15 protein-coding genes and 1 tRNA gene are annotated in these 19700 nt (G+C 63.8%); 9 read left to right on the top strand and 7 right to left on the bottom strand.

The features are described from left to right. The first annotated feature begins 5 nt into the window (after positions 1-5). Positions 6-734 (top strand): sulfite exporter TauE/SafE family protein, encoded by a 729-nt coding sequence (locus AC0L3B_RS10965; protein WP_085352782.1) that lies wholly within the window; start codon positions 6-8, stop codon positions 732-734. Here the strand turns inward: AC0L3B_RS10965 and AC0L3B_RS10960 are convergent. Beyond that, positions 731-3919, bottom strand: coding sequence for an efflux RND transporter permease subunit (locus tag AC0L3B_RS10960; protein ID WP_473380385.1), 3189 nt, complete (start codon positions 3917-3919; stop codon positions 731-733). The two genes, AC0L3B_RS10965 and AC0L3B_RS10960, sit on opposite strands and share 4 nt — an antisense overlap. Before the next feature lie 150 nt (positions 3920-4069). Then, a complete protein-coding gene (locus AC0L3B_RS10955) occupies positions 4070-5311 on the bottom strand; it encodes an efflux RND transporter periplasmic adaptor subunit (RefSeq protein WP_473380384.1) in 1242 nt (413 codons plus the stop codon). A 199-nt stretch (positions 5312-5510) separates the two neighbouring features. Between AC0L3B_RS10955 and AC0L3B_RS10950 the strand changes: the two genes are divergently transcribed. Beyond that, entirely contained in the window at positions 5511-6116 is a 606-nt protein-coding gene (locus AC0L3B_RS10950; RefSeq protein ID WP_018459270.1) for a TetR/AcrR family transcriptional regulator, read from the top strand. Positions 6117-6140: 24 nt separating this feature from the next. Here the strand turns inward: AC0L3B_RS10950 and AC0L3B_RS10945 are convergent, their stop codons facing one another. Next, positions 6141-7643: an amidase gene (locus AC0L3B_RS10945; RefSeq protein ID WP_094183362.1), complete on the bottom strand. Its 1503-nt coding sequence runs from the start codon at positions 7641-7643 to the stop codon at positions 6141-6143. Between the two features lie 264 nt (positions 7644-7907). Here AC0L3B_RS10945 and rnz point away from each other — a divergent pair, with 264 nt between their 5' ends. Then, complete coding sequence (gene rnz, locus AC0L3B_RS10940) at positions 7908-8810, top strand: ribonuclease Z (protein WP_085352786.1); 903 nt, start codon at positions 7908-7910, stop codon at positions 8808-8810. A 61-nt stretch (positions 8811-8871) separates the two neighbouring features. On the opposite strand, the gene AC0L3B_RS10935 is transcribed toward rnz, so the two are convergent. Then, positions 8872-8945 (bottom strand) — tRNA-Gln (locus AC0L3B_RS10935). A gap of 299 nt (positions 8946-9244) precedes the next feature. On the opposite strand from AC0L3B_RS10935, the gene AC0L3B_RS10930 reads away from it, so the two are divergent. From AC0L3B_RS10930 to AC0L3B_RS10905, 6 genes are all read left to right on the top strand, one after another. After that, positions 9245-9607: a DUF1428 domain-containing protein gene (locus tag AC0L3B_RS10930; protein ID WP_085385621.1), complete on the top strand. Its 363-nt coding sequence runs from the start codon at positions 9245-9247 to the stop codon at positions 9605-9607. Between the two features lie 180 nt (positions 9608-9787). After that, a complete protein-coding gene (locus AC0L3B_RS10925; RefSeq protein WP_085352788.1) occupies positions 9788-11041 on the top strand; it encodes an ABC transporter substrate-binding protein in 1254 nt (417 codons plus the stop codon). 64 nt (positions 11042-11105) lie between these two features. Beyond that, positions 11106-11969, top strand: coding sequence for a branched-chain amino acid ABC transporter permease (locus AC0L3B_RS10920; protein WP_018459265.1), 864 nt, complete (start codon positions 11106-11108; stop codon positions 11967-11969). 13 nt (positions 11970-11982) lie between these two features. Then, entirely contained in the window at positions 11983-12954 is a 972-nt protein-coding gene (locus AC0L3B_RS10915; RefSeq protein ID WP_085352789.1) for a branched-chain amino acid ABC transporter permease, read from the top strand. Next, positions 12944-13711, top strand: coding sequence for an ABC transporter ATP-binding protein (locus AC0L3B_RS10910; RefSeq protein WP_018459263.1), 768 nt, complete (start codon positions 12944-12946; stop codon positions 13709-13711). Before AC0L3B_RS10915 ends, AC0L3B_RS10910 begins: the two co-directional genes overlap by 11 nt. Next, positions 13708-14427, top strand: a complete 720-nt coding sequence (locus tag AC0L3B_RS10905; RefSeq protein WP_085352790.1) for an ABC transporter ATP-binding protein — start codon at positions 13708-13710, stop codon at positions 14425-14427. The genes AC0L3B_RS10910 and AC0L3B_RS10905 overlap by 4 nt, the downstream gene beginning before the upstream one ends. Before the next feature lie 80 nt (positions 14428-14507). Here the strand turns inward: AC0L3B_RS10905 and AC0L3B_RS10900 are convergent, their stop codons facing one another. The 3 genes from AC0L3B_RS10900 to AC0L3B_RS10890 all read right to left on the bottom strand — a co-directional run bounded on the left by AC0L3B_RS10900 (position 14508) and on the right by AC0L3B_RS10890 (position 19462). After that, on the bottom strand, positions 14508-15080 hold the full coding sequence (locus AC0L3B_RS10900) for an invasion associated locus B family protein (protein ID WP_247297572.1): 573 nt from the start codon (positions 15078-15080) through the stop codon (positions 14508-14510). A 66-nt stretch (positions 15081-15146) separates the two neighbouring features. After that, positions 15147-18293, bottom strand: coding sequence for an efflux RND transporter permease subunit (locus AC0L3B_RS10895; protein WP_247369210.1), 3147 nt, complete (start codon positions 18291-18293; stop codon positions 15147-15149). Beyond that, a complete protein-coding gene (locus tag AC0L3B_RS10890; protein WP_247398210.1) occupies positions 18290-19462 on the bottom strand; it encodes an efflux RND transporter periplasmic adaptor subunit in 1173 nt (390 codons plus the stop codon). Before AC0L3B_RS10890 ends, AC0L3B_RS10895 begins: the two co-directional genes overlap by 4 nt. Between the last annotated feature and the right edge of the window lie 238 nt (positions 19463-19700).

The raw sequence follows: 19700 nt of genomic DNA, 5'->3' as shown, positions 1-19700 counted from the left end.
AAATTGTGCCTGATGTCACGACTCTGATGCTGCTCAGCGTTGCCGTGTTCGCCGGCGCCTTTGTCTCCGGACTCTCGGGATTTGCCTTTTCCGCGGTAGCGGGTGCCATCCTGCTCCGGGTGTTTCAGCCGCTCGAAGCCGTACCGCTGATGATGGCGTGCAGCATCGGCGTGCAGGCCACCAATCTGTGGTCGCTTCGGCGCAATATCCGCTGGGAAGGCAGTCTGCTGCTGATCGTCGGCGGCTTGATCGGCGTTCCCATCGCGGTGTCGCTGCTCCAGAGCACCGATACGCATCTGCTCCGGCGCGGCTTCGGCATTATCGTTGCGCTCTATGCGGCCTACATGCTGCTGCGGCCGACGCTGGTGACGGCCGGCGAGGCGGTCGGGCGGCACTGGGTCGCGTTGATCGGGTTCGGTGGAGGACTGGTCGGCGGACTGACCGCGATGCCGGGCGCGATCCCGACGATCTGGTGCGACATGCGCGGCATGCCCAAGAGCGAGCAGCGCGGCCTGGTGCAGCCGTTCATCGCCGCGATGCAGCTGTTCGCGATCGCGCTGCTGTTCGGACATCAGGATCTGTCGTCAAAGGTCTTCGTCGATCTCGCGGTTAGCCTGCCGGCGCTGTTCGCAGGCTCCGCGCTGGGCGTGATCGCGTTCCACAGGGTCAACGAGACGGTCTTTCGCAAGACCGTGCTCGTTTTGTTGTTGCTGTCGGGGATTTCCCTGATCTAGTGCCCGACGGGTTGCACCGGCGCCGCGCTGGTGTCGCTGCCGTGATGCGTCAGCGGCTTCATGCCAGTGACGGTCCGCAGCAGCACATAGAACACCGGCGTCAGGAACAGGCCGAATACGGTGACGCCGATCATGCCGGAGAACACGGCGACGCCCATGGCGCGCCGCATCTCCGAGCCGGCCCCGGTCGAGAGCACCAGCGGCAGCACGCCCATGATGAACGCCATCGACGTCATCAGGATCGGGCGCAACCGCAGCCGGCTCGCCTCGATTGCGGCCCGGATCGGGGTGCGGCCTGCGAATTCGAGCTCGCGCGCGAATTCGACGATCAGGATCGCGTTCTTGGCCGAGAGTCCCACCAGCACGATCAAGCCGATCTGGGTGAAGACGTTGTTGTCGCCCTTGGAGATCCAGACACCGAACATAGCAGCCAGCAGACCCATCGGCACGATCATGATGATCGAGAGCGGCAAGGTCAGGCTCTCATAGAGCGCGGCCAGCACCAGGAACACCAGGAGGATCGCCAGCGGAAACACCCACAGTCCGGAATTGCCGGCGATGAACTCCTGATAGGTCAGGTCGGTCCATTCGAAGGCAAAGCCGGGCGGCAGCGTCTCCGCCGCGATCCGCGTCGCGACCTCCTGCGCCTGTCCGGAGGAGAAGCCGGGAGCAGCCGCCGCGTTGATATCGGAGGACAGGAAGCCGTTGTAGCGGATCGCCCGCTCGGGTCCCGCGCTCTGGCGAACGCTCAAGAGCGCCGAGAGCGGCACCATGTCGCCCGAGGACGAGCGCACCTTCAACTGCCGGATGTCGTCGGCGCGGGCGCGGAACGGCGCGTCGGCCTGCACCCGGACCGAATAGGTGCGGCCAAACTTGTTGAAGTCGTTGACGTAGTAGGAGCCCAGGTAAATCTGCAGCGTGTTGAACACCTCCGTCACGGGCACGCCCAATTGGAGCGCCTTGGTGCGATCGATGTCGGCGAACAGCTGGGGCACGTTGACCTGGAAGCTCGAGAACACGCCGGCGATCTCCGGCGCCTTCTGCATCGCGGCCATGAACGCCTTGGTCGCCTCGTTCAGCGCCTCATAACCGAGACCGGCACGGTCCTCGATCTGCAGCTTGAAGCCGCCGATGGTGCCAAGGCCGTTGACCGGCGGCGGCGGGAACATGGCGATGAAGGCTTCCTGGATGCCGGCATATTTCTTGTTCAGCTCGGCCGCCAGCGCGGGGCCGCTGAGAGAAGGATCCTTGCGCTCGTCGAACGGCTTGAGCGTGGAGAACACGATGCCGGCATTGGAGGAGTTGGTGAAGCCGGCGATCGACAGGCCCGGAAAGGCGACCGAACTCTCGACACCTGGCTGGGTCAGCGCGATGTCGCTCATCTTGCGGATCACCTCTTCAGTGCGATCGAGCGCTGCGCCGTCGGGCAGCCGCGAGAAGCCGACCAGATACTGTTTGTCCTGGCCCGGCACGAAGCCGCTCGGCACCTGCTGGAACAGAAGCGCGGTCACGCCGATCAACACCACATACAGTCCCATCACTGCGGCCTTGCCTGATATCACCTTGGTGACGGTGCCGCTGTAATTCTCCGACGAGCGTGTGAACACCTTGTTGAAGCCACGGAAGAACCAGCCAAGGCCCTTTTCCATGATGATCGTCAGCCGGTCCTTCGGCTCATTCTGTCCCTTGAGCAGCAGCGCCGACAACGCAGGCGACAGCGTCAGCGAATTGATGGCGGAGATCACGGTCGAGATCGCGATCGTCAGCGCGAACTGCTTGTAGAACTGCCCGGTGAGGCCGGAGATGAAGGCGAGCGGCACGAACACCGCGATCAGCACCATCGCAATCGCGATGATCGGCCCCGACACTTCGCGCATCGCCTGGTAGGTGGCGTCGCGCGGCGACAGCCCTCCCTCGATGTTGCGTTCGACGTTCTCGACTACGACGATGGCGTCGTCGACGACGATGCCGATTGCGAGCACGAGCCCGAACAGGCTGAGCGCGTTGATCGAGAAGCCGAACACGTGCATGACCGCGAATGTGCCGACGATCGACACGGGCACCGCCAGCAGCGGAATGATCGAGGCGCGCCAGGTCTGCAGGAACAGGATCACCACCAGCACCACCAGCGCGATCGCCTCCAGCAGCGTGTGAATGACGGCCTCGATCGAGGAGCGCACGAACTGGGTGGGATCGTAAACGATCTGGTAGGACACGCCTTCCGGCATATTCTTCTTGATCTCGGCCATGGTGGCACGGACATGATCGGAGATCTCCAGCGCGTTGGAGCCGGGCGCCTGGAAGATCGGAATCGCCACTGCCTGCTTGTTGTCGAGTAGCGAGCGCAGGCCGTATTCGGACGCGCCGAGCTCGATGCGGGCGACGTCGCGCAAGCGCACGACTTCGCCACGCGTACCGGTCTTGACCACGATGTCGCCGAATTGCTCTTCGTTCGCAAGCCGCCCTTCCGCGTTGACGGACAGCTGCAGGTCGATGCCCTTGACATTCGGGGAGGAGCCGACCACGCCGGCAGCGGCCTCGACGTTCTGCGCCTGGATCGCCTTGACGATGTCGCTTGCGGTGAGCCCGTGTTCGGCAGCCTTCTGCGGATCGACCCAGACCCGCATCGAATAGTCGCCGGCGCCATAGAGCTGGACGTCGCCGACGCCGTCGATCCGTGCAAGACGGTCCTTGACATTGAGCACGGCGTAATTGCGCAAATACGTCATGTCGTAGCGGCCGGTGGGCGACAACAGATGCACGACCATGGTGAGGTCGGGCGACGACTTCTTGGTGATGATGCCGAGCTGCCGCACCACGGCGGGCAGGCGCGGCTCGGCCTGCTGCACACGGTTCTGCACCAGCTGCGTCGCCTTGTCAGGATCGGTGCCGAGCCGGAATGTCACCGTCAGCGTCATCGCGCCATCGGTGGTCGCCTGGCTTGACATGTACAGCATGCCTTCGACGCCGTTGATCTGCTCTTCGATGGGAGTCGCCACCGTCTCGGCGATCACCTTGGGATTGGCCCCGGGATAGGTCGCGCGCACGAGGACGGAGGGCGGCACGACATCGGGATATTCCGAGATCGGCATCGCGAACAGCGAGATCAGGCCGGCGAGGAAGATCAGGACCGAGAGCACACCGGCAAAAATCGGACGATCGATGAAGAACTTCGAGAGATTCATGGCTTTGCCCCTGCGCGAGAGACGACCCTCCCGCCATTCCCGGGCGCGGGAAAAGCCCGCAAATCCGGAAATCCAGAAGTGATGTCTTGGTAGTTCAACAAATTCGACATTCCGGCTCGCGCTGCCCGCGCGCTCCGGAAGCGGAGAATGCTAGCGTTGCACCACGTCCTGTTTGCTGTGGTTGGAGGCCTGCTGCGGCCCGCGCGCGCCCATCGACGCGATCTCCGTCTTGAGCAGGGCGCCGGGACGCACGCGCTGGAGGCCGTTGACGATAATGCGATCGCCGGTCTTCAGTCCCGTCGTCACGATACGCAACCCGTCGACCGAGCCGCCGAGGGTGATCGGCCGGTAGACCGCGCGGCTGTCGTCGCCGACCGCCATCACGAACTTCTTGTCCTGGTCGGTACCGATCGCGCGCTCGTCGATCATGACCAGCGATTGCTGCTTAGGCTGGCCCATGCGCACGCGGGCGAACTGGCCGGGGATGAGACGCCCGTCCTCGTTTCTGAACACCGCGCGGACACGGATGGTGCCGCTCTGGCCGTTGACCTGGTTGTCGATGAGCTGGATGTGGCCCTTGGCCGAGAGGCCGCCTGAGGTCGTCATCTCCACCGGGATCTGGTCCAAATTGCCGCGCTTGCCGGAGACATCTGCGATCGAGTTCAGCGCCCGCAGCACCACCTCCTCATCCGCATCGAACGACGCGTAGATCGGATTGACCGAGACCAGCGAGGTCAGCACGGGGGAGGCGGTGCCGGCGGCGACGAGATTGCCGACGGTGATTTCGATCTTGCCGACGCGGCCTTCCACGGGTGCACGTACCTCGGTGTAGTCGAGATTAAGCTTTGCGGTCTGGAGCGTCGCCTCGGCTGCCTTCACGTTGGCGATGGCCTCGCGGTTGGCGTTGTCGCGCTGGTCGTAGTCGCGCCGCGTCACCACGGCGTTGCCGACCAGCTGCGCGCCGCGCTCAAGTTCATTCTGCGTGAACACGACGCGCGCTTTCGCAGCTTCGAGCTGGGCCGCGGCCTTGTCGACCTCGGCTGCGTAGGGCGCCGGGTCGATCTTGAACAGGATGTCACCAGCCTTCACCAGCGCGCCTTCGATGAAGTTGGCCGACAGGATCGCGCCGGCCACGCGCGGGCGAAGCTCGACGCGTTGAATGGCCTCGAGCCGACCGGAGAAATCGTCCCACAGCACGGTCTGCTTTGGTTCGATCAGCGCGACCGTGACAGGGACGGCTTGCTCGGCCGCGGCGGTCGCGGTCGCCTGCGCGGCACGAAAGTAATGGCCGGTCGCGATCGAGCCGGCTACGGCGAGAGCGCCCACGATGGCGACGCCGCTCAGAAGGCGGCGGACATGGCCGGGGCGAGTGGTATTTTGGGAGGGGGGCATTTGCGCTCCATATATGTAGTGTTCACTACAGATGTGGAGCTGGATACCGCAGCGCAAGATACTTATGTACCATTCGCTAAGAAAATTGTAGCCGCTTACCGCAAGTATTGGCAAGTGGAAGAGAAAATAAAGCGAGAACAAAGAGATAGGATCCGGCGTTAGGGTCAGGGACGACGCCGATTTCGAGGAGAACAGGCAAATGGGCATGGGACGCCCCCGCGAATTCGACGCCGAAACGGCGTTGGACCAGGCGATGGAAGTGTTTTGGCGCCATGGTTATGAGGGTGCCACGATCGCTCAGTTGACCGAGGCCATGGGGATCAATCCGCCCAGCCTCTACGCCTGTTTTGGCAACAAGGAAGGGCTGCTGAAGGCCGCGCTCGACCGCTATACCAAACTGCGCACCGTCTGGATGGACGAGGTCGTGGCAGCGCCGACTGCCCGCGACGTCGCCGAACGGATGCTGATGGGCATCGCCGACAAGCAGACCGATCCCGCCAACCCGCCCGGTTGCCTGCTCGTGCAGGGCGGCATTGCATGCGGCACCGGATCAGAAAGCGTCCCCTTCGAACTCGCCGCTCGGCGCGCCCAGAACGAGGACCAGCTTCGCGATCGTTTTGTTCGCGCCAAGGCCGAAGGCGATCTCAAGCCGACCTCGGATCCCGCGGCACTCGCGCGCTACGTTTCGGCCGTCTCGGTCGGCATGGGCGTGATGGCGTCCTCAGGCTCCGACCGCGAGGCATTGCAGCAGGTCGCGAGCGTGGCGGTGCAGGCGGTCGAGGCGCAGTCGACTGCAAGAACATGACGAGCGTTGTCGTCTTCGCCTCTATCATCTCACCGATTGCGTGGCAGACAGCGACGGCGGCGGGACGAAGCCGCCGAACGCGCGTTCGATCAGTCCGGCGAGCGCAATCGGTGTGCGGTCCTCGAGATAAGGCCCGATGATCTGGACGCCGATCGGCAGGCCCGATGGCGTGCGCTCGATCGGAACGGCCGTTGCAGGCAGTCCGCAGGTCGAAGCGGGGTCTGCCCAGATGAAGCACGCATCGGCATAGGGATAGAGCTGTCCATCGATATCGAGTTGCCGCGCGTCGAACGGCTCGGACTGGTCCTGGGGAAAGGCCGGTACGGCGGCGGCCGGGTAGATTACTGCGTCGAACTCGCGGAACAGCTCCTGCCATCGTTGTTGCAGCCGCAGGCGCGCCGCGTCGGTCGCCAGCCATTCGCGATGGACCATCGCCCAGCCGCGCGCGCGCTCGGCCTGCAGGCTGCGGTCGTCGGGCGAGAGTTCTGCGGCAACTCCTTGCGCCTCTGCGAGGGCGGCCGGTGTCAGGCGTGGACTTCGCGCTGCGTTCAACAGCTTCATGTAAAGGCGGGCGGATTCGGCGAGATCGGGCAGAGACGCACTCGAGCGCGCGACGCGTGCGCCTGATCGTTCGAGCCGTTCCGACAACCGCCCGATGGCGGAACGCACGGCATCGCCTGTCGGCATCAACGGATGCGTATCGATCACGAGAATCCTGAAACCCCTGAGCTGGTCGTGTCGTGAGGCCGGCAACGCAAGACGATAGCCGATCCCGTCGCGCGTCTCGTCGGGGCCGGCGATCACGTCGAGCGCGAGTGCGAGATCCGAGGCAGTGCGCGTCATTGGTCCAACGACGGCGAGATCACCCTGGCCGGCAACGGGCGGTGCCGGCGGAAGGCTGTATCCGCGTAGCGGGACGAGGCCGAGGCTCGGCTTGTGTCCGAACACACCGCAGAAATGCGCGGGCACCCGGATCGAGCCGCCAATATCCGAGCCGATCGACAGCGGTCCGAATCCCGCAGCCAGCGCCGCTCCTGATCCGCCTGAAGAGCCGCCGGGCGATCGGCCGAGATCCCACGGATTGTTCGTCGTACCGTAGATGTCATTGTAGCTCTGGAAATCTCTGAGGCCGATCGGGATATTGGTCTTGCCGATGATGACAGCACCCGCCGCCTTCAACCGCGAGACGACAAGGGCGTCCTCCGCGGGTTGGAAATCTTTGAAATGCGGAAAGCCCCACGTCGTCGGCAGGCCGGCGACGTTGAACGGTTCTTTCAACGTCAAGGGGATGCCGAGCAATGGCTGCCGCTCGCCGCGACCAAGTGCGGTATCGGCGGCGCGCGCGGCGTCTCGTGCGCGATCGAAATCGCGAACGATGACGGCATTGATCTGCCCGTCCAGCGCCTCGATGCGCGCGATCGTATGCTCGATCAACTCGGACGCAGAAAGCTTGCGCGCGTGCAGGGCGCTCAGCAATGTGCTGATCGAGCCGTAGTCCCAGTCAGTGGCGGTCAATCCGGGCGGCATCACGATCTCCATTGTCTTGCATCGCCGCGTCGATGTCGCTCGGCTGCAAATCGATCCGAGTATCGAGCATGCAATTTGGCGGATGGTATGAGGAGGCCACGCAACGGGAACCAGATCTGTCCGCCGGTCGGGGGCCGGAGGCGGTGCCTGGCCATCAGATCGCGGGATACCCACTGCTTGCCGCGGTCTATGCGCGATCGAGGGCTCTGTACGGGCTGCTGCTCACGTGGCATTGGGGGCGGCGAAGCCTGGATACTGACGACCATGTTCGCCCTGACATTCCTTGGGACCTCCGCCAGCGTTCCGTCGGCGGAGCGCAACCATCCGGCTCTCCTGGTGGAGGCCACGGGCAAGCGCGTCCTCATCGATTGCGGCGAGGGCACGCAGCGCCAGTTGCTGCGCAGCGGCGCGGGCTTTCGACGGCTTGACCGCATTCTGCTGACGCATGCCCATCTCGATCACGTGCTCGGTATCCCCGGTCTCTTCTCGACGCTGGGGTTGCGTCAGCAATCGGACGCGATGACCGTCTATGGAGGCCAGGGCACGCTCGACATCGTCATCCGCATGCTTGCCGGCCTGTGGGGCGCGGGCAGGGCGCCGATCCCGGTGGAGTTCGCACCGCTGACCGAAGGACAGGTTATCGACGCCGGCGACTTCACCATCGATTGCTTTCCGGTTCGTCACCGCGACACCGACAGCTTTGGTTTTTGCTTCCAGAGTCCGGCACGCCGCCATCTTGAGCGGGAGCGCCTCGCCGAGCTCGGTGTTCCCGATGGGCCGCTGCGCGGAGAACTGGCCGCGGCACGACCAGTCGTGATCGCCGGCCGCACGATCTATCCCGAAGACGTCATGGGGCCGCCGAGCGGCGGCAGGAAGATTGTGGTCATCGGCGACACCGAAACCACTGACGGGCTGTCCAGGCATGTCGCCGACGCCGATCTGCTGGTGATCGAGGCGACCTTCCTCGATCGCGACGCCGCGACCGCCCGGGACTATGGTCATCTCACCGCGCGCGAGGCGGCTTCATTTGCCGCCGCGAACAACGTCAGGCAACTCGTGCTGAATCACATGTCGGGGCGTTATCGAGACGAAGAGATTCTGGCCGAAGCGACAGCGATTTTTCCAAACACGCGGATCGCCGCCGACTTCGATCGCGTCGTGATTTAGCGGCACCGCTCAAAGAGAGCGCAATCTCTGACGGTCTGTTTGTGAGCTGCTTAACCTGCGGTGGCTGGGGAACTAGGATTCGAACCTAGACAAACAGAGTCAGAGTCTGTTGTGCTACCGTTACACCATTCCCCAACGGAATAGCCGAACAAATTCAATGACTTGTTGATTTGTCCGGCTGTGGCCGATGGCACTTATCGCGCAAATCACGGCTCAAGCGTGGAGGGTTTCTACCCGCTCGGCTGTGGGCTGGCAAGCGCTGCGACGCAGGGATGTTTTGCGGTCCACATGGGACGTGCGGGCCGCGGCATCATGGGCTCCGGCGGAGCGCCGCGGCGGTGCGCGACCGTTTGCCTCATCCGAAAATCACGTTTCCTGGTCGGATCGTCACGCACCGCATCGTCCTTCGGACACACAACCCAAGGAGATCCGTGATGCCCTATGTCGATGGTTTCGTGCTGGCCGTGCCGAAGGACAACATCGAGGCTTACAAGGCGCTGGCGAAAACGGCCTGCGCGATCTGGATGGAGCACGGTGCGCTCGATTATGTCGAATGCATCGGCGACGACGTGCCCTACGGCGAGCTGACTTCGTTTCCGCGCGCGGTGATGGCGAAGGAGGACGAGATCGTGGTGTTCGCCTGGATCGTCTATCGCGACCGGGAGACTCGCGACACCGTCAACAAGAAGGTGATGGCGGACCCGCGGCTGAAGTTGGATGGTATGCCGTTCGACGGCAAGCGCATGATCTACGGCGGCTTCACGACGCTGCTGCGGGCGAGCGACGTGATGGGGTAAGGGCGCTGACCCGGCCCACACGTCGGTGCTTGTCCATGCAGCGTCGTGGCAAGCCGTTTTACTTGCCGGTACGGGGCCAGCATGCCATCCTCTCATCGCCAGGCATAAACAACCGGAAGCGGGCGCTTAGCCGAGCTTCCAAAAAAACTGGTTGGGGAAACCCTTGGGAGGTTTGATTTCATGAGATTGAAGCACGTCACCGGGCTGCTTTGCGCGGCCGCGATGTCCCTTGCGCTCGCTTCAGCCGCGCAGGCCCAGGACAAGGTCGTCAAGATCGGCGCGATCCTGCCGATGTCCGGCGGCACCGCCTCGATCGGGGCGCACGCCAAGGCGGCGCTCGAGGTCGCAATGGACATCATCAACAACGCTCATCCCGAGCTCGGCACTCTGCCGCTGGCCAAGAACGCAGGCCTTGCGGGCCTCGGCGGCGCCAAGATCGAGATCGTGTTCGCCGACAACCAGGGCAACCCGGCGACAGGCCAGAACCAGGCGCTGCGCCTGATCACGGAAGACAAGGTAGCCGCCGTGTTCGGCTCGTATCAGTCCGGCGTCACGCTGACCTCGAGCGCCATCGCCGAAAAATACGGCATTCCCTTTCTGAACTCCGAGTCGGTCGCCGCCAATCTCACCGAGCGCGGCTTCAAATGGTTCTTCCGCACCACGCCGATCGCCACCGACTTCGCCAAGGCCTATGTCGATTTCCTCGCCGACATCAAGGCGCAGGGCGCCAAGACCGATGCAATCGCGCTGGTTCACGACAACACCGAATACGGCACCTCGGTCGCCAACACGATCAGCGCCGCCTTCAAGGAGAAGGGCCAAGTCATCGCAGTTGACGTCGCCTATCCCGTCAATGCGACTGACGTTCAGGGCCAGGTGCTCCAGCTCAAGGAGAAGAAGCCCGACGTGATCATCATGATCAGCTACACGTCGGATGCGATCCTGTTCGCCAAGACCATGCAGTCGCTTGACTACAAGCCGGCGGTTCTTTTGGCCGATGACGCCGGCTATTCCGATCCCTCCTTCATCAAGGCGGTCGGCAAGATATCGCAAGGCGTCTTCAACCGTTCGTCATGGTCGGTGGGGCCGGCCGGCTCACCATCGGCCATCATCGCCGACATGTACAAGAAGAAGAGCGGCGAGGAGATGGACGACACCGTCGGCCGTCAGATGCAGGGCTTCTTCGTGCTGGCCGACGCGATCGACCGCGCCGGCTCGACCGACCCGGCAAAGATCCAGGCCGCGTTGAAGACGACCGATCTGAAGCCCGAGCAATTGATGATGGGTTACAAGGGCGTGAAGTTTGACGACAAGGGCCAGAATATCCTCGCCTCCGGGCTCATCATCCAGCTCCAGGATGGCGAGAACTACACCGCGGTATGGCCGAAGGCCAACGCCGCGAAGGCGCCGGTGCTGCCCTACAAGGGCTGGTGAGATTGAAGGCGGGGCTGCGCGCCCCGCCATTTCCGAAATGATTTGATCAGAGCAACGCTGGCTCATGTCCTTTGTACTCGTGCAGGTGATCGTCGGCGGACTTCTGCTTGGCGCTGTCTATGCCCTGTTTTCCTCAGGCCTCACGCTGGTGTGGGGCATGATGAACATCGTCAATTTCGCGCATGGCGATTTCGTCATGCTCGGCATGTACGTCGCCTATGTCGTCTACACGCTGTTGGGAGGAGGGCCGATCCTCGGCGCGCCGCTGGCAACCCTGGTGCTCGCGACCGTCGGCGTCGTGGTCTATTTCGCCCTGATCCGCGATATCATGAAGGGACCGATGCTGGCGCAGATCCTCGGCACTTTCGGGCTTGCGCTATTGCTGCGTTATTCCGTGTTCTGGTGGTTCGGGGCCAACTTCCTGTCGATGCCTCCGGACATCGTGGGCGGCACTTATGCGTTCGCGGGCCTGCGCATCGAGGCCTCGCGGCTGCTTGCCGGCGTGGTCGCGCTGCTGGTCACGCTCGGGCTGCATCTGCTGCTCACGCGGACCTCGCTCGGCTCGAAAATGCTGGCGGTGGCGGAGGATCAAACAGCGGCCCAGCTCATGGGCATCCGTCCCGATACCATGCAGGCGATCGCCTGGGCGATTGCGGCCGGTGCCACCGGGCTTGCCGGCGCGCTGATTGCGAACTTCTTCTACATCGTGCCGACCGTCGGCGAGACGCTTGGCATCGTCGCCTTCGTCACGGTGTCGCTCGGCGGTTTTGGCAGTGTGCCGGGCGCCCTTGTCGCAGGCCTGCTGATCGGCATGATCGAATCGCTGTCGGGCTATCTGATCGGCGCGATCTACAAGGACATCGTCGTCTATGTCCTTTTCCTGCTCTTCCTCTGGTTCCGGCCGCAAGGCCTGATGGGCAAGACCTGATGGGAAGGCTGTGATGCGGCGCTTGATCTGGCTCTCGGTCGTCGCAGCGTTCGCGATCTGCTATCCGCTGCTGCTGTCCTCGCCGTTCCAGCAGCGTCTGGGCGCGCTGGTGCTGCTTTATGCGATTGCAGCGTCCGCGTGGAATATCGTCGGCGGCTATGCCGGCCAGGTCTCGGTCGGCCACGTCGTCTTTTTCGGCTGCGGTGCTTATGCCGCGATGGGATCCTACGCAAAGTTCGGCCTGTCGCCCCTGTTCGGCATTCCCGGCGGGATCGTGCTCGCCGTGGGCTTGGCCGCGATCATCGGCGTGCCGACGCTGCGTCTGTCGGGCCATTATTTCAGTATGGCGACCATCGCGGTCGCCGAGACGATGCGGCTGATCGTGACCAACACCGACTGGCTCGGTGCGGCCGTCGGGCTCTCAGGGCCGACCGTGCCGCGCAACATCTTCGATCTCTCGTTCCTGTCGTCGCTGCCGTATTACTATCTCTTCCTCGCAATCCTCGTGATCACGCTGTTGATCACCTGGTGGATGACCAACAGCCGCATGGGATTTTACCTGCGCGCGATCAAGGACTCCGAGCGCGCGGCGCGCTCGCTCGGCGCACCCGCCAGTCGCACCAAGCTCCACGCCTACATGCTGAGTGCGGCGCTGACGAGCGTCGCCGGCGCGCTCTATGCCATGATGTTCGGCTTCGTCGACCCCGAGTCCGGGTTCGGGATCCTGATTTCGGTGAAAATCCTGATCATGGCGGCGCTGGGCGGGGCAGGGCTGTTGTTCGGGCCCCTGGTCGGTGCCGCGATCCTGGTGCCGCTGGAGGAGATCTCGAACAGCTGGCTCGGCGGCAAGGGCGCCGGGCTCACCTTCGTGCTCTATGGCGCGATCATCGTGGTGATCGCGCGCTTCCAGCCCGGCGGTCTGCTCAGCCTGTTCACTCGGCGCAGCAAGCCGACGAAGGACACGGGAGCTGGCCATGCTCCTTGAGGCACGCGAAATTACGAAGGCGTTCGGAAGCTTCAAGGCGGTGGACGATGCCTCCGTGACCTTGGAGCAAGGCGACATCCTCGGCCTGATCGGCCCGAATGGCGCGGGCAAGTCCACCTTCTTCAATTGCCTGACTGGCGATCTCAAGACCACTTCGGGCTGCGTCCTGTTCGAGGGCCGTGACATCACCGACTTCGCGCCGGAGCTGCGCGCCGGGCTTGGGCTCGCTCGAACCTTCCAGGTGCCGCAGACATTTGAGGGCATGACGGTGCTGGAGAACGTCATGATCGGCGCATTCCTGCGCACCTCGCATCGCAAGGACGCCGAGACCAGGGCGCGCGCGGTGCTCGAGCGCGTCGGCATGATCAGGCTTGCGGATGCGCCGGCGCGCTCGCTCGGCACCCCCGGTCGCAAGCGGCTGGAGATCGCGCGGGCGCTGGCAACCGAACCGAAGGTGCTTCTGCTCGACGAAGCCATGGCCGGCCTCAACGCCCATGAGGTGAGGCTCGCCATCGACCTCGTGCGCGACATCCATCGTTCCGGCATCACCCTCGTGATCGTCGAGCACATCATGGAAGTGATCATGTCACTCGCCAGCCGCGTGATGGTGTTCCACCAGGGCAAGGAGATCGCCCGCGGATCGCCGCGCGAGGTCACATCCAACCCGGCGGTGATCGAGGCCTATCTCGGCAAGCGTGCAGCCAAGGCAGCGGCCGGCCACACGCCGGTCGAACTGATGGGCGGGCCCGACCTATGAGCGGGCCGTTGCTGCGGATCGAGCACCTCGAGGTGCGCTACGGCGATCTCATCGGCGTGTCCGACGTCTCGCTGGAGGTTCCTGAAGGCAGCGTCGTGGCGCTACTCGGCTCCAATGGCGGCGGCAAGACTACGACGCTGAACGCGATCGCCGGCCTTATTCCCGTGCATTCCGGATCGATCCGCTTTCGCGGCGAGGATATCGCCGGCGAAAGAGCCTTTGCGATCGTGCGCAAGGGGCTGGCGCTGTCGCCAGAAGGCTGGCGGCTGTTCGTGCAGCAGAGCGTCGAGAACAATTTGATGCTTGGCGCAACGCCGCTGCGCGACAAGTCACGCCAGGCCACGCTGCTCGAACGTGTCTACGAGATCTTTCCGCGCCTGAAGGAGCGCCGCAACCAGCGTGCCGGCACCATGTCCGGTGGCGAACGGCAGATGCTCGCGGTCGGGCGCGCGCTGATGAGCGACCCGAAGCTGTTGATGCTGGATGAACCTTCGCTCGGTCTCGCGCCGGCGGTGGTCGAGTCCATGTACGAGACCTTCGGCCGCCTGCATCGCGAGGGCCTGACCATTCTGCTCGCCGAGCAGTCGATCGAGCTCGCACTGGAGGTCTCGGATTTCGCCACGGTGCTCCAGGTCGGCAAGAGCGTGCTGTCGGGCACGGCGGCGGCGCTCGCGGAGGATCCGCAGGTGCAGAAGGCTTATCTGGGCGTGGACTGACCGATTTTCCGCCTGGAGGCGCCCGGTATCGGCGGCGTTAGGCTGCAAAATGGATATGCAACAGTGACGGGGAGGCGTCGCTACTTGATCTTGTCGTAGGCCGCCGCGAAATCGCCGAGCGGCATCGGGATCGCGATCGTTTCCTTCGCCATGTTCTGGAAGGAGACCTTGAGCTGCTTGCCCGACCGCAAGGTCGCAAGCAGGTCCGGTGCGATTGGCGTGGAGGCGTAGCAGCCGCGGTTCTCGCAGGTCTGGATCTGGAGATCGACCGTCTTGCCCTCGTCAACCTGGAGCTTGGCGCCGATGGGAAGGTTGAGGCCAAGCGGCAATTGCAGCAGCGCCACCGGTGTGCGGGTGTCGGGCGCGATGCGGATGTTGATCAGAACGATGGTCTGGCCGGTCTTGGTCAGCACCGCGTTCTGCTCCATCGCGCATTCGAGCGGTGCGTCGCGGCTGACGCTGGTGCAGCGCACGACCCAGCCGGGCTGCTGCGCCGCAGCGCCGTCAGCCTGCGGCTGCGTCGGAGCCGGTGCGGGCTGTGCCGCCGGGGCAGACGGAGCTGCGTTCTTCTTGGCGCCTTGCTGGGCATGCGCGGCACCCGCCGACACCAGGAGAGCGGCTGCTAAGGCGACAAGTCTGGATTGCAAGGGCATGGCAAGACCGCGTTGACGTGAACCGAGGGCCTCGCTGTAACGTCGTGAGGCGCGCGGTGCAAGCTGCTACTCGGCAGCTTCCTTAACGGTGCCGTGCTCGACCGTCTCGTCGCCTTCGCCGTCACCCTTGCGGCCCCAGCCCGAGAACCAGTTGTTGAGCTCGTCGAGATAGAGATAGACGACCGGGGTGGTGAACAGCGTCAGCGCCTGGCTGACGATCAGACCGCCGACCATGGCGTAGCCGAGCGGCTGGCGAATCTCGGCGCCGGTGCCGTGGCCGAGCATCAGGGGCACGCCGCCGAGCAGGGCAGCCATCGTCGTCATCATGATCGGACGGAAGCGCAACAGCGCTGCCTGCCGGATCGATTCCGCCGGCGTCTTGTGCTCGTCGCGCTCCGCGGCGATGGCGAAGTCCACCATCATGATGCCGTTCTTCTTCACGATGCCGATCAGCAGAATGACTCCGATCAAAGCAATGAGGCTGAACTCGAAGCCCGCCGCCATCAGGATCGCGAGCGCGCCGACGCCGGCCGAGGGCAGGGTCGACAGAATCGTGATCGGATGGATGTAGCTCTCGTAGAGGATGCCGAGGATCAGATAGACCACGACCAGCGCGGCGAGGATGAGGAGCGGCACGGTGCCGAGCGACTGCTGGAACGCCTGTGCCGTGCCCTGGAAGCTCGAATTGAGCGTCGGCGGCGCGCCGAGATCGGCCATCGCCTTCTGCACGGCCTCCGTGGCCTGGCCGAGCGCGACGCCCTGGGCGAGGTTGAAGCTGATCGTGATCGCCGGGAACTGGCCCTGGTGGCTGATTGAGAGCGGCCGAACCGGGTCGGTGCTCCAGGTCGCAAACGTTGACAGTGGCACCTGGTCGCCGGTCAGCGGAGATTTCAGGTAGAGCTTGTTCAGGCTCTCGAGGCTGCCCTGCATCTCCGGCAGGATCTCAAGGATCACCTTGTAGGTGTTGAGCTGGGTGAAATACTGCGTGACCTGACGCTGTCCGAACGCGTCGTACAACGTATCGTCGATCAGCTGCGGCTGAATTCCGTAACGCGCTGCAGTATCGCGGTTGATCTTGAGCTGAACCGTGGTGCCCTGGGTCTGCTGGTCGGTCGCGACGTCGCGCAGTTGCGGCAAGGTCTGCATCTTGGCGAGGATCTTCGGCGCCCAGTCGTTGAGCTCGGCGAGATCTGCGTCCTGCAGGGTGAACTCGAACTGCGTACGGGTCGGCCGGCCGCCGAGCCGGACGTCCTGGGCCGCCTGCATGTAGAGGCGGGCGCCGGACACCTTTTCGAGCTTGGGACGCAGCCGGGCGATGATCTGCTGCGCGGAGGCATTGCGGACGCTGAGCGGCTTCAACGTAATGAACATGTTGCCGTTATTGCCGGCGCGGCCGCTGCCGCCGATGTTCATTGCGATCGTTGCGACGTCGGGATCGTCCATCACGATCTTGCCAAGTTCGACCTGGCGACGCTGCATCTCCGCGAACGAGATGTCCTGGGAGGCTTCCGAGGTCGCGGTGATCAGGCCGACGTCCTGTTGCGGGAAGAACCCTTTCGGGATCAGGACGAACAGATAGACCGACAGGGCAAGGGTCGCGAAGAAGATCGTGAGCGTCGTGCGGCGCCAGGCCAGGGCATGGTCGAGCACCCATTCGTAACCGCGCAACATCCGGTCGAATCCGCGCTCGCTCCATTGATAGAACTTGCCGTGGGTAACCTCGCCATGGGCGCGCAGGAAGCGCGAGGCCATCATCGGGGTCAGGGTCAGCGATACGAACATCGAGACGAAGATCGTCATCGCCAGCACGACTGCGAATTCACGGAACAGGCGTCCGATGATGCCGCCCATCAGCAGCAGCGGAATCAGCACCGCGACCAGCGAGATGCTGATCGACACGATGGTGAAGCCGATTTCCTTGGAGCCCTTGAAGGCGGCCGCCATGGGCGATTCGCCTTCCTCGATGTAGCGCGTGATGTTCTCGAGCATCACGATGGCGTCGTCGACGACGAATCCAACCGCGATGGTGAGGGCCATCAGCGACAGATTGTCTAGCGAATAGCCAACGACCCACATCAAGGCGCACGCGCCCAGCAGCGCCAGCGGCACCGTGATGGTGGGAATGACGGTCGCCCAGAAACTGCGCAGGAAAATGAAGATGACCATGACCACCAGGGCAATGGTCAGCAGCAGCGTGAACTGGACGTCCTCAACCGCGGCGCGGATCGTCGTGGTGCGGTCGCTGATGAGCTCGATCTTGATCGCGGGCGGGATCGCGGCGACGAGGCGAGGCAGGGTGGCCTTGATCCGGTCGACGGTTTCGATGACGTTGGCGCCCGGCTGCTTGAAGATCACCAGGAACACGCCGCGCTTGCCATTGGCCCAGGCCGCCTGCTTGGCGTCTTCGGCGCCGCTGACCGCCTGGCCAACATCGCGGATTCGCAAGGGACCACCATTGCGATAAGCGATGATGACGTCGTTCCAGTCCTTGGCCTGGGTGAGCTGGTCGTTGGCGTAGATCGTGTAGGCGCGCTTCGGGCCGTCGATGTTGCCCTTGGGGCTGTCGACCGTGGTGATCGCGATCTGGCTGCGCACGTCCTCCATCGACAGGCCCTTGGCGACGAGTTTCGCCGGGTCGATCTGGATGCGGATGGACGGTTTCTGCTGGCCGCCGATGAAGACCTGCGCGACCCCGGAGAGCTGGCTGATCTGCTGGGCGAGCTGGGCGTCGACCGCGTCGCTGACGCTGGTCAGCGGCAATGTGTCTGAGGTTGCCGACAGCAGCAGGATCGGCGCGTCGGCCGGGTTGACCTTGCGGTAGGTCGGCGGCGACGGCAGGTTCTTCGGCAGCTGACCGCTCGCGGCGTTGATGGCGCCCTGCACGTCGTTGGCGGCGCCGTCGATGCTGCGGTTGAGGTCGAACTGGATGGTGATCGACGCGGTGCCCAGATAGCTCGTCGAGGTCATTTGGGCGATGCCCGGGATCTGGGCGAATTGCCGTTCGAGCGGCTGGGCCACCGACGAAGCCATGGTCTCTGGGCTGCCGCCCGGCAGATTGGCTGTGATCTGGATGGTCGGGAAGTCTACCTGCGGCAGTGGCGCGACCGGCAGCAGGGGATAGGCGACGAGACCAACGAAGAGAATGCCGGCCATCAGCAGCGAGGTGCCGATGGGATAACGGATGAAAGGTGCCGAAATCCCGCCCGCGTTCATTCCTGTCGGACCTTGTTCTGGGCCGGATCCGTACTCGCCACGGCCGTGGAGACGAGGCTTCCGGGCTGGACCTTGAATTGGCCGCCGGTGATCACTTGCTGCCCGGGCGTCAGCCCTTCGTCGACGACCGAACGTCCGTCGATGCTGTAGCTGACCTTGATCTTGTGCACCTGGGCCTTGTTGTCCTGATTGACAGAATAGGCGTAGAGGCCGTTGGTGGAGTGCTGGACCGCGTCATCCGGGACAACGGTCGCATCCTTGAGGGTGCGCACCAGCAGGCGTGTCGACACCGATTGACCGGGCCAAAGCGCGTGGTCCTTGTTCTCGAACACCGCCTTGAGCCGGATCGTGCCGCTGCTGGTGTCGACCTGGTTGTTGATGACGGCAAGCTTGCCCTCGGCCAGCGTCTTCTTGCCGTCGGTCGTGAAGGCGATCACCCTGAGCGCGCCGGCCTTCTGGCCCTCGCTGATATAGGGCAGCTGATCCTCTGGCGCGGTGAAGATCACCGAGATCGGCTCGACCTGCGAGATCGTGACGATGCCGGTCTGCGTCGAGGCGTTGACGATGTTGCCGATGTCGACCTGGCGCAGGCCCGCGACGCCGGTGATCGGCGCCTTGACCTGGGTGTAGTCGAGCTGGGTCTGCGCGTTGGAGATCGCAGCATCATCGGCGGCGATCTGCGCCGTGAGCTGGGCGACCGTGGAGCGCTGGGTGTCGACCCGCTGGGCGGTGGCGAATTCGCCGAGCTTCATGGCGCGCTGGAGCTCGAGATTGGCGTTGGCCAGATTTGCCTCGTCCTGGGCCTTCTTGGCCTTGGCCTGGTCGAGCGTGGCTTGATAGGGACGGGGATCGATCGAGGCGAGAAGCTGGCCCTCCTTGACGATCTGGCCTTCGGTGAAGGCGATCTTGTCGATCTGGCCATCCACCCTGGTCCGGACTTGGACGGTGTTGAAGCCCGCAACCGTGCCCAGACCGGTCAGGTAAACCGGAAAGTCCACCTTCTGAACTGGCGAAACGCTCACGGGGACGGCGGACGGGCGCTGCGGCCCCTTTTGTGCGGTCTGGGTTTTTCCGGCGTCGGGCGAGCCGAATTTCTGCCAACCATAGTAACCTGCGGAGGCCACGGCCGCGATGATCAGAATCCAGAGGATCGGCCGGGACTTTTTCATATCGTCTCGTGTCGGCTCTTATGCCCTAAGCTACGAATTATGAGGCAATCATAGGGTTCCAGGAGGCTTGTATAATACACGCCAAGTTCCAGTGTAAACAGCACTATCGGTTGAGAATCCTAAACAATTGGAAAGCTTTGCACGGGTTAGGCAGCTCCGTGTCACTACGGTGTGCCGTGCTGCATTCCCCCCTCAGGAACGATCAGCGTGCAAAGTTTGTGCAATGCTCGAAAGCGGT

Source organism: Bradyrhizobium sp. Kon56, from assembly GCF_055807635.1.
Note: the sequence above shows the minus strand (reverse complement) of the source record. Positions and strands in the feature narration are given on the sequence as shown.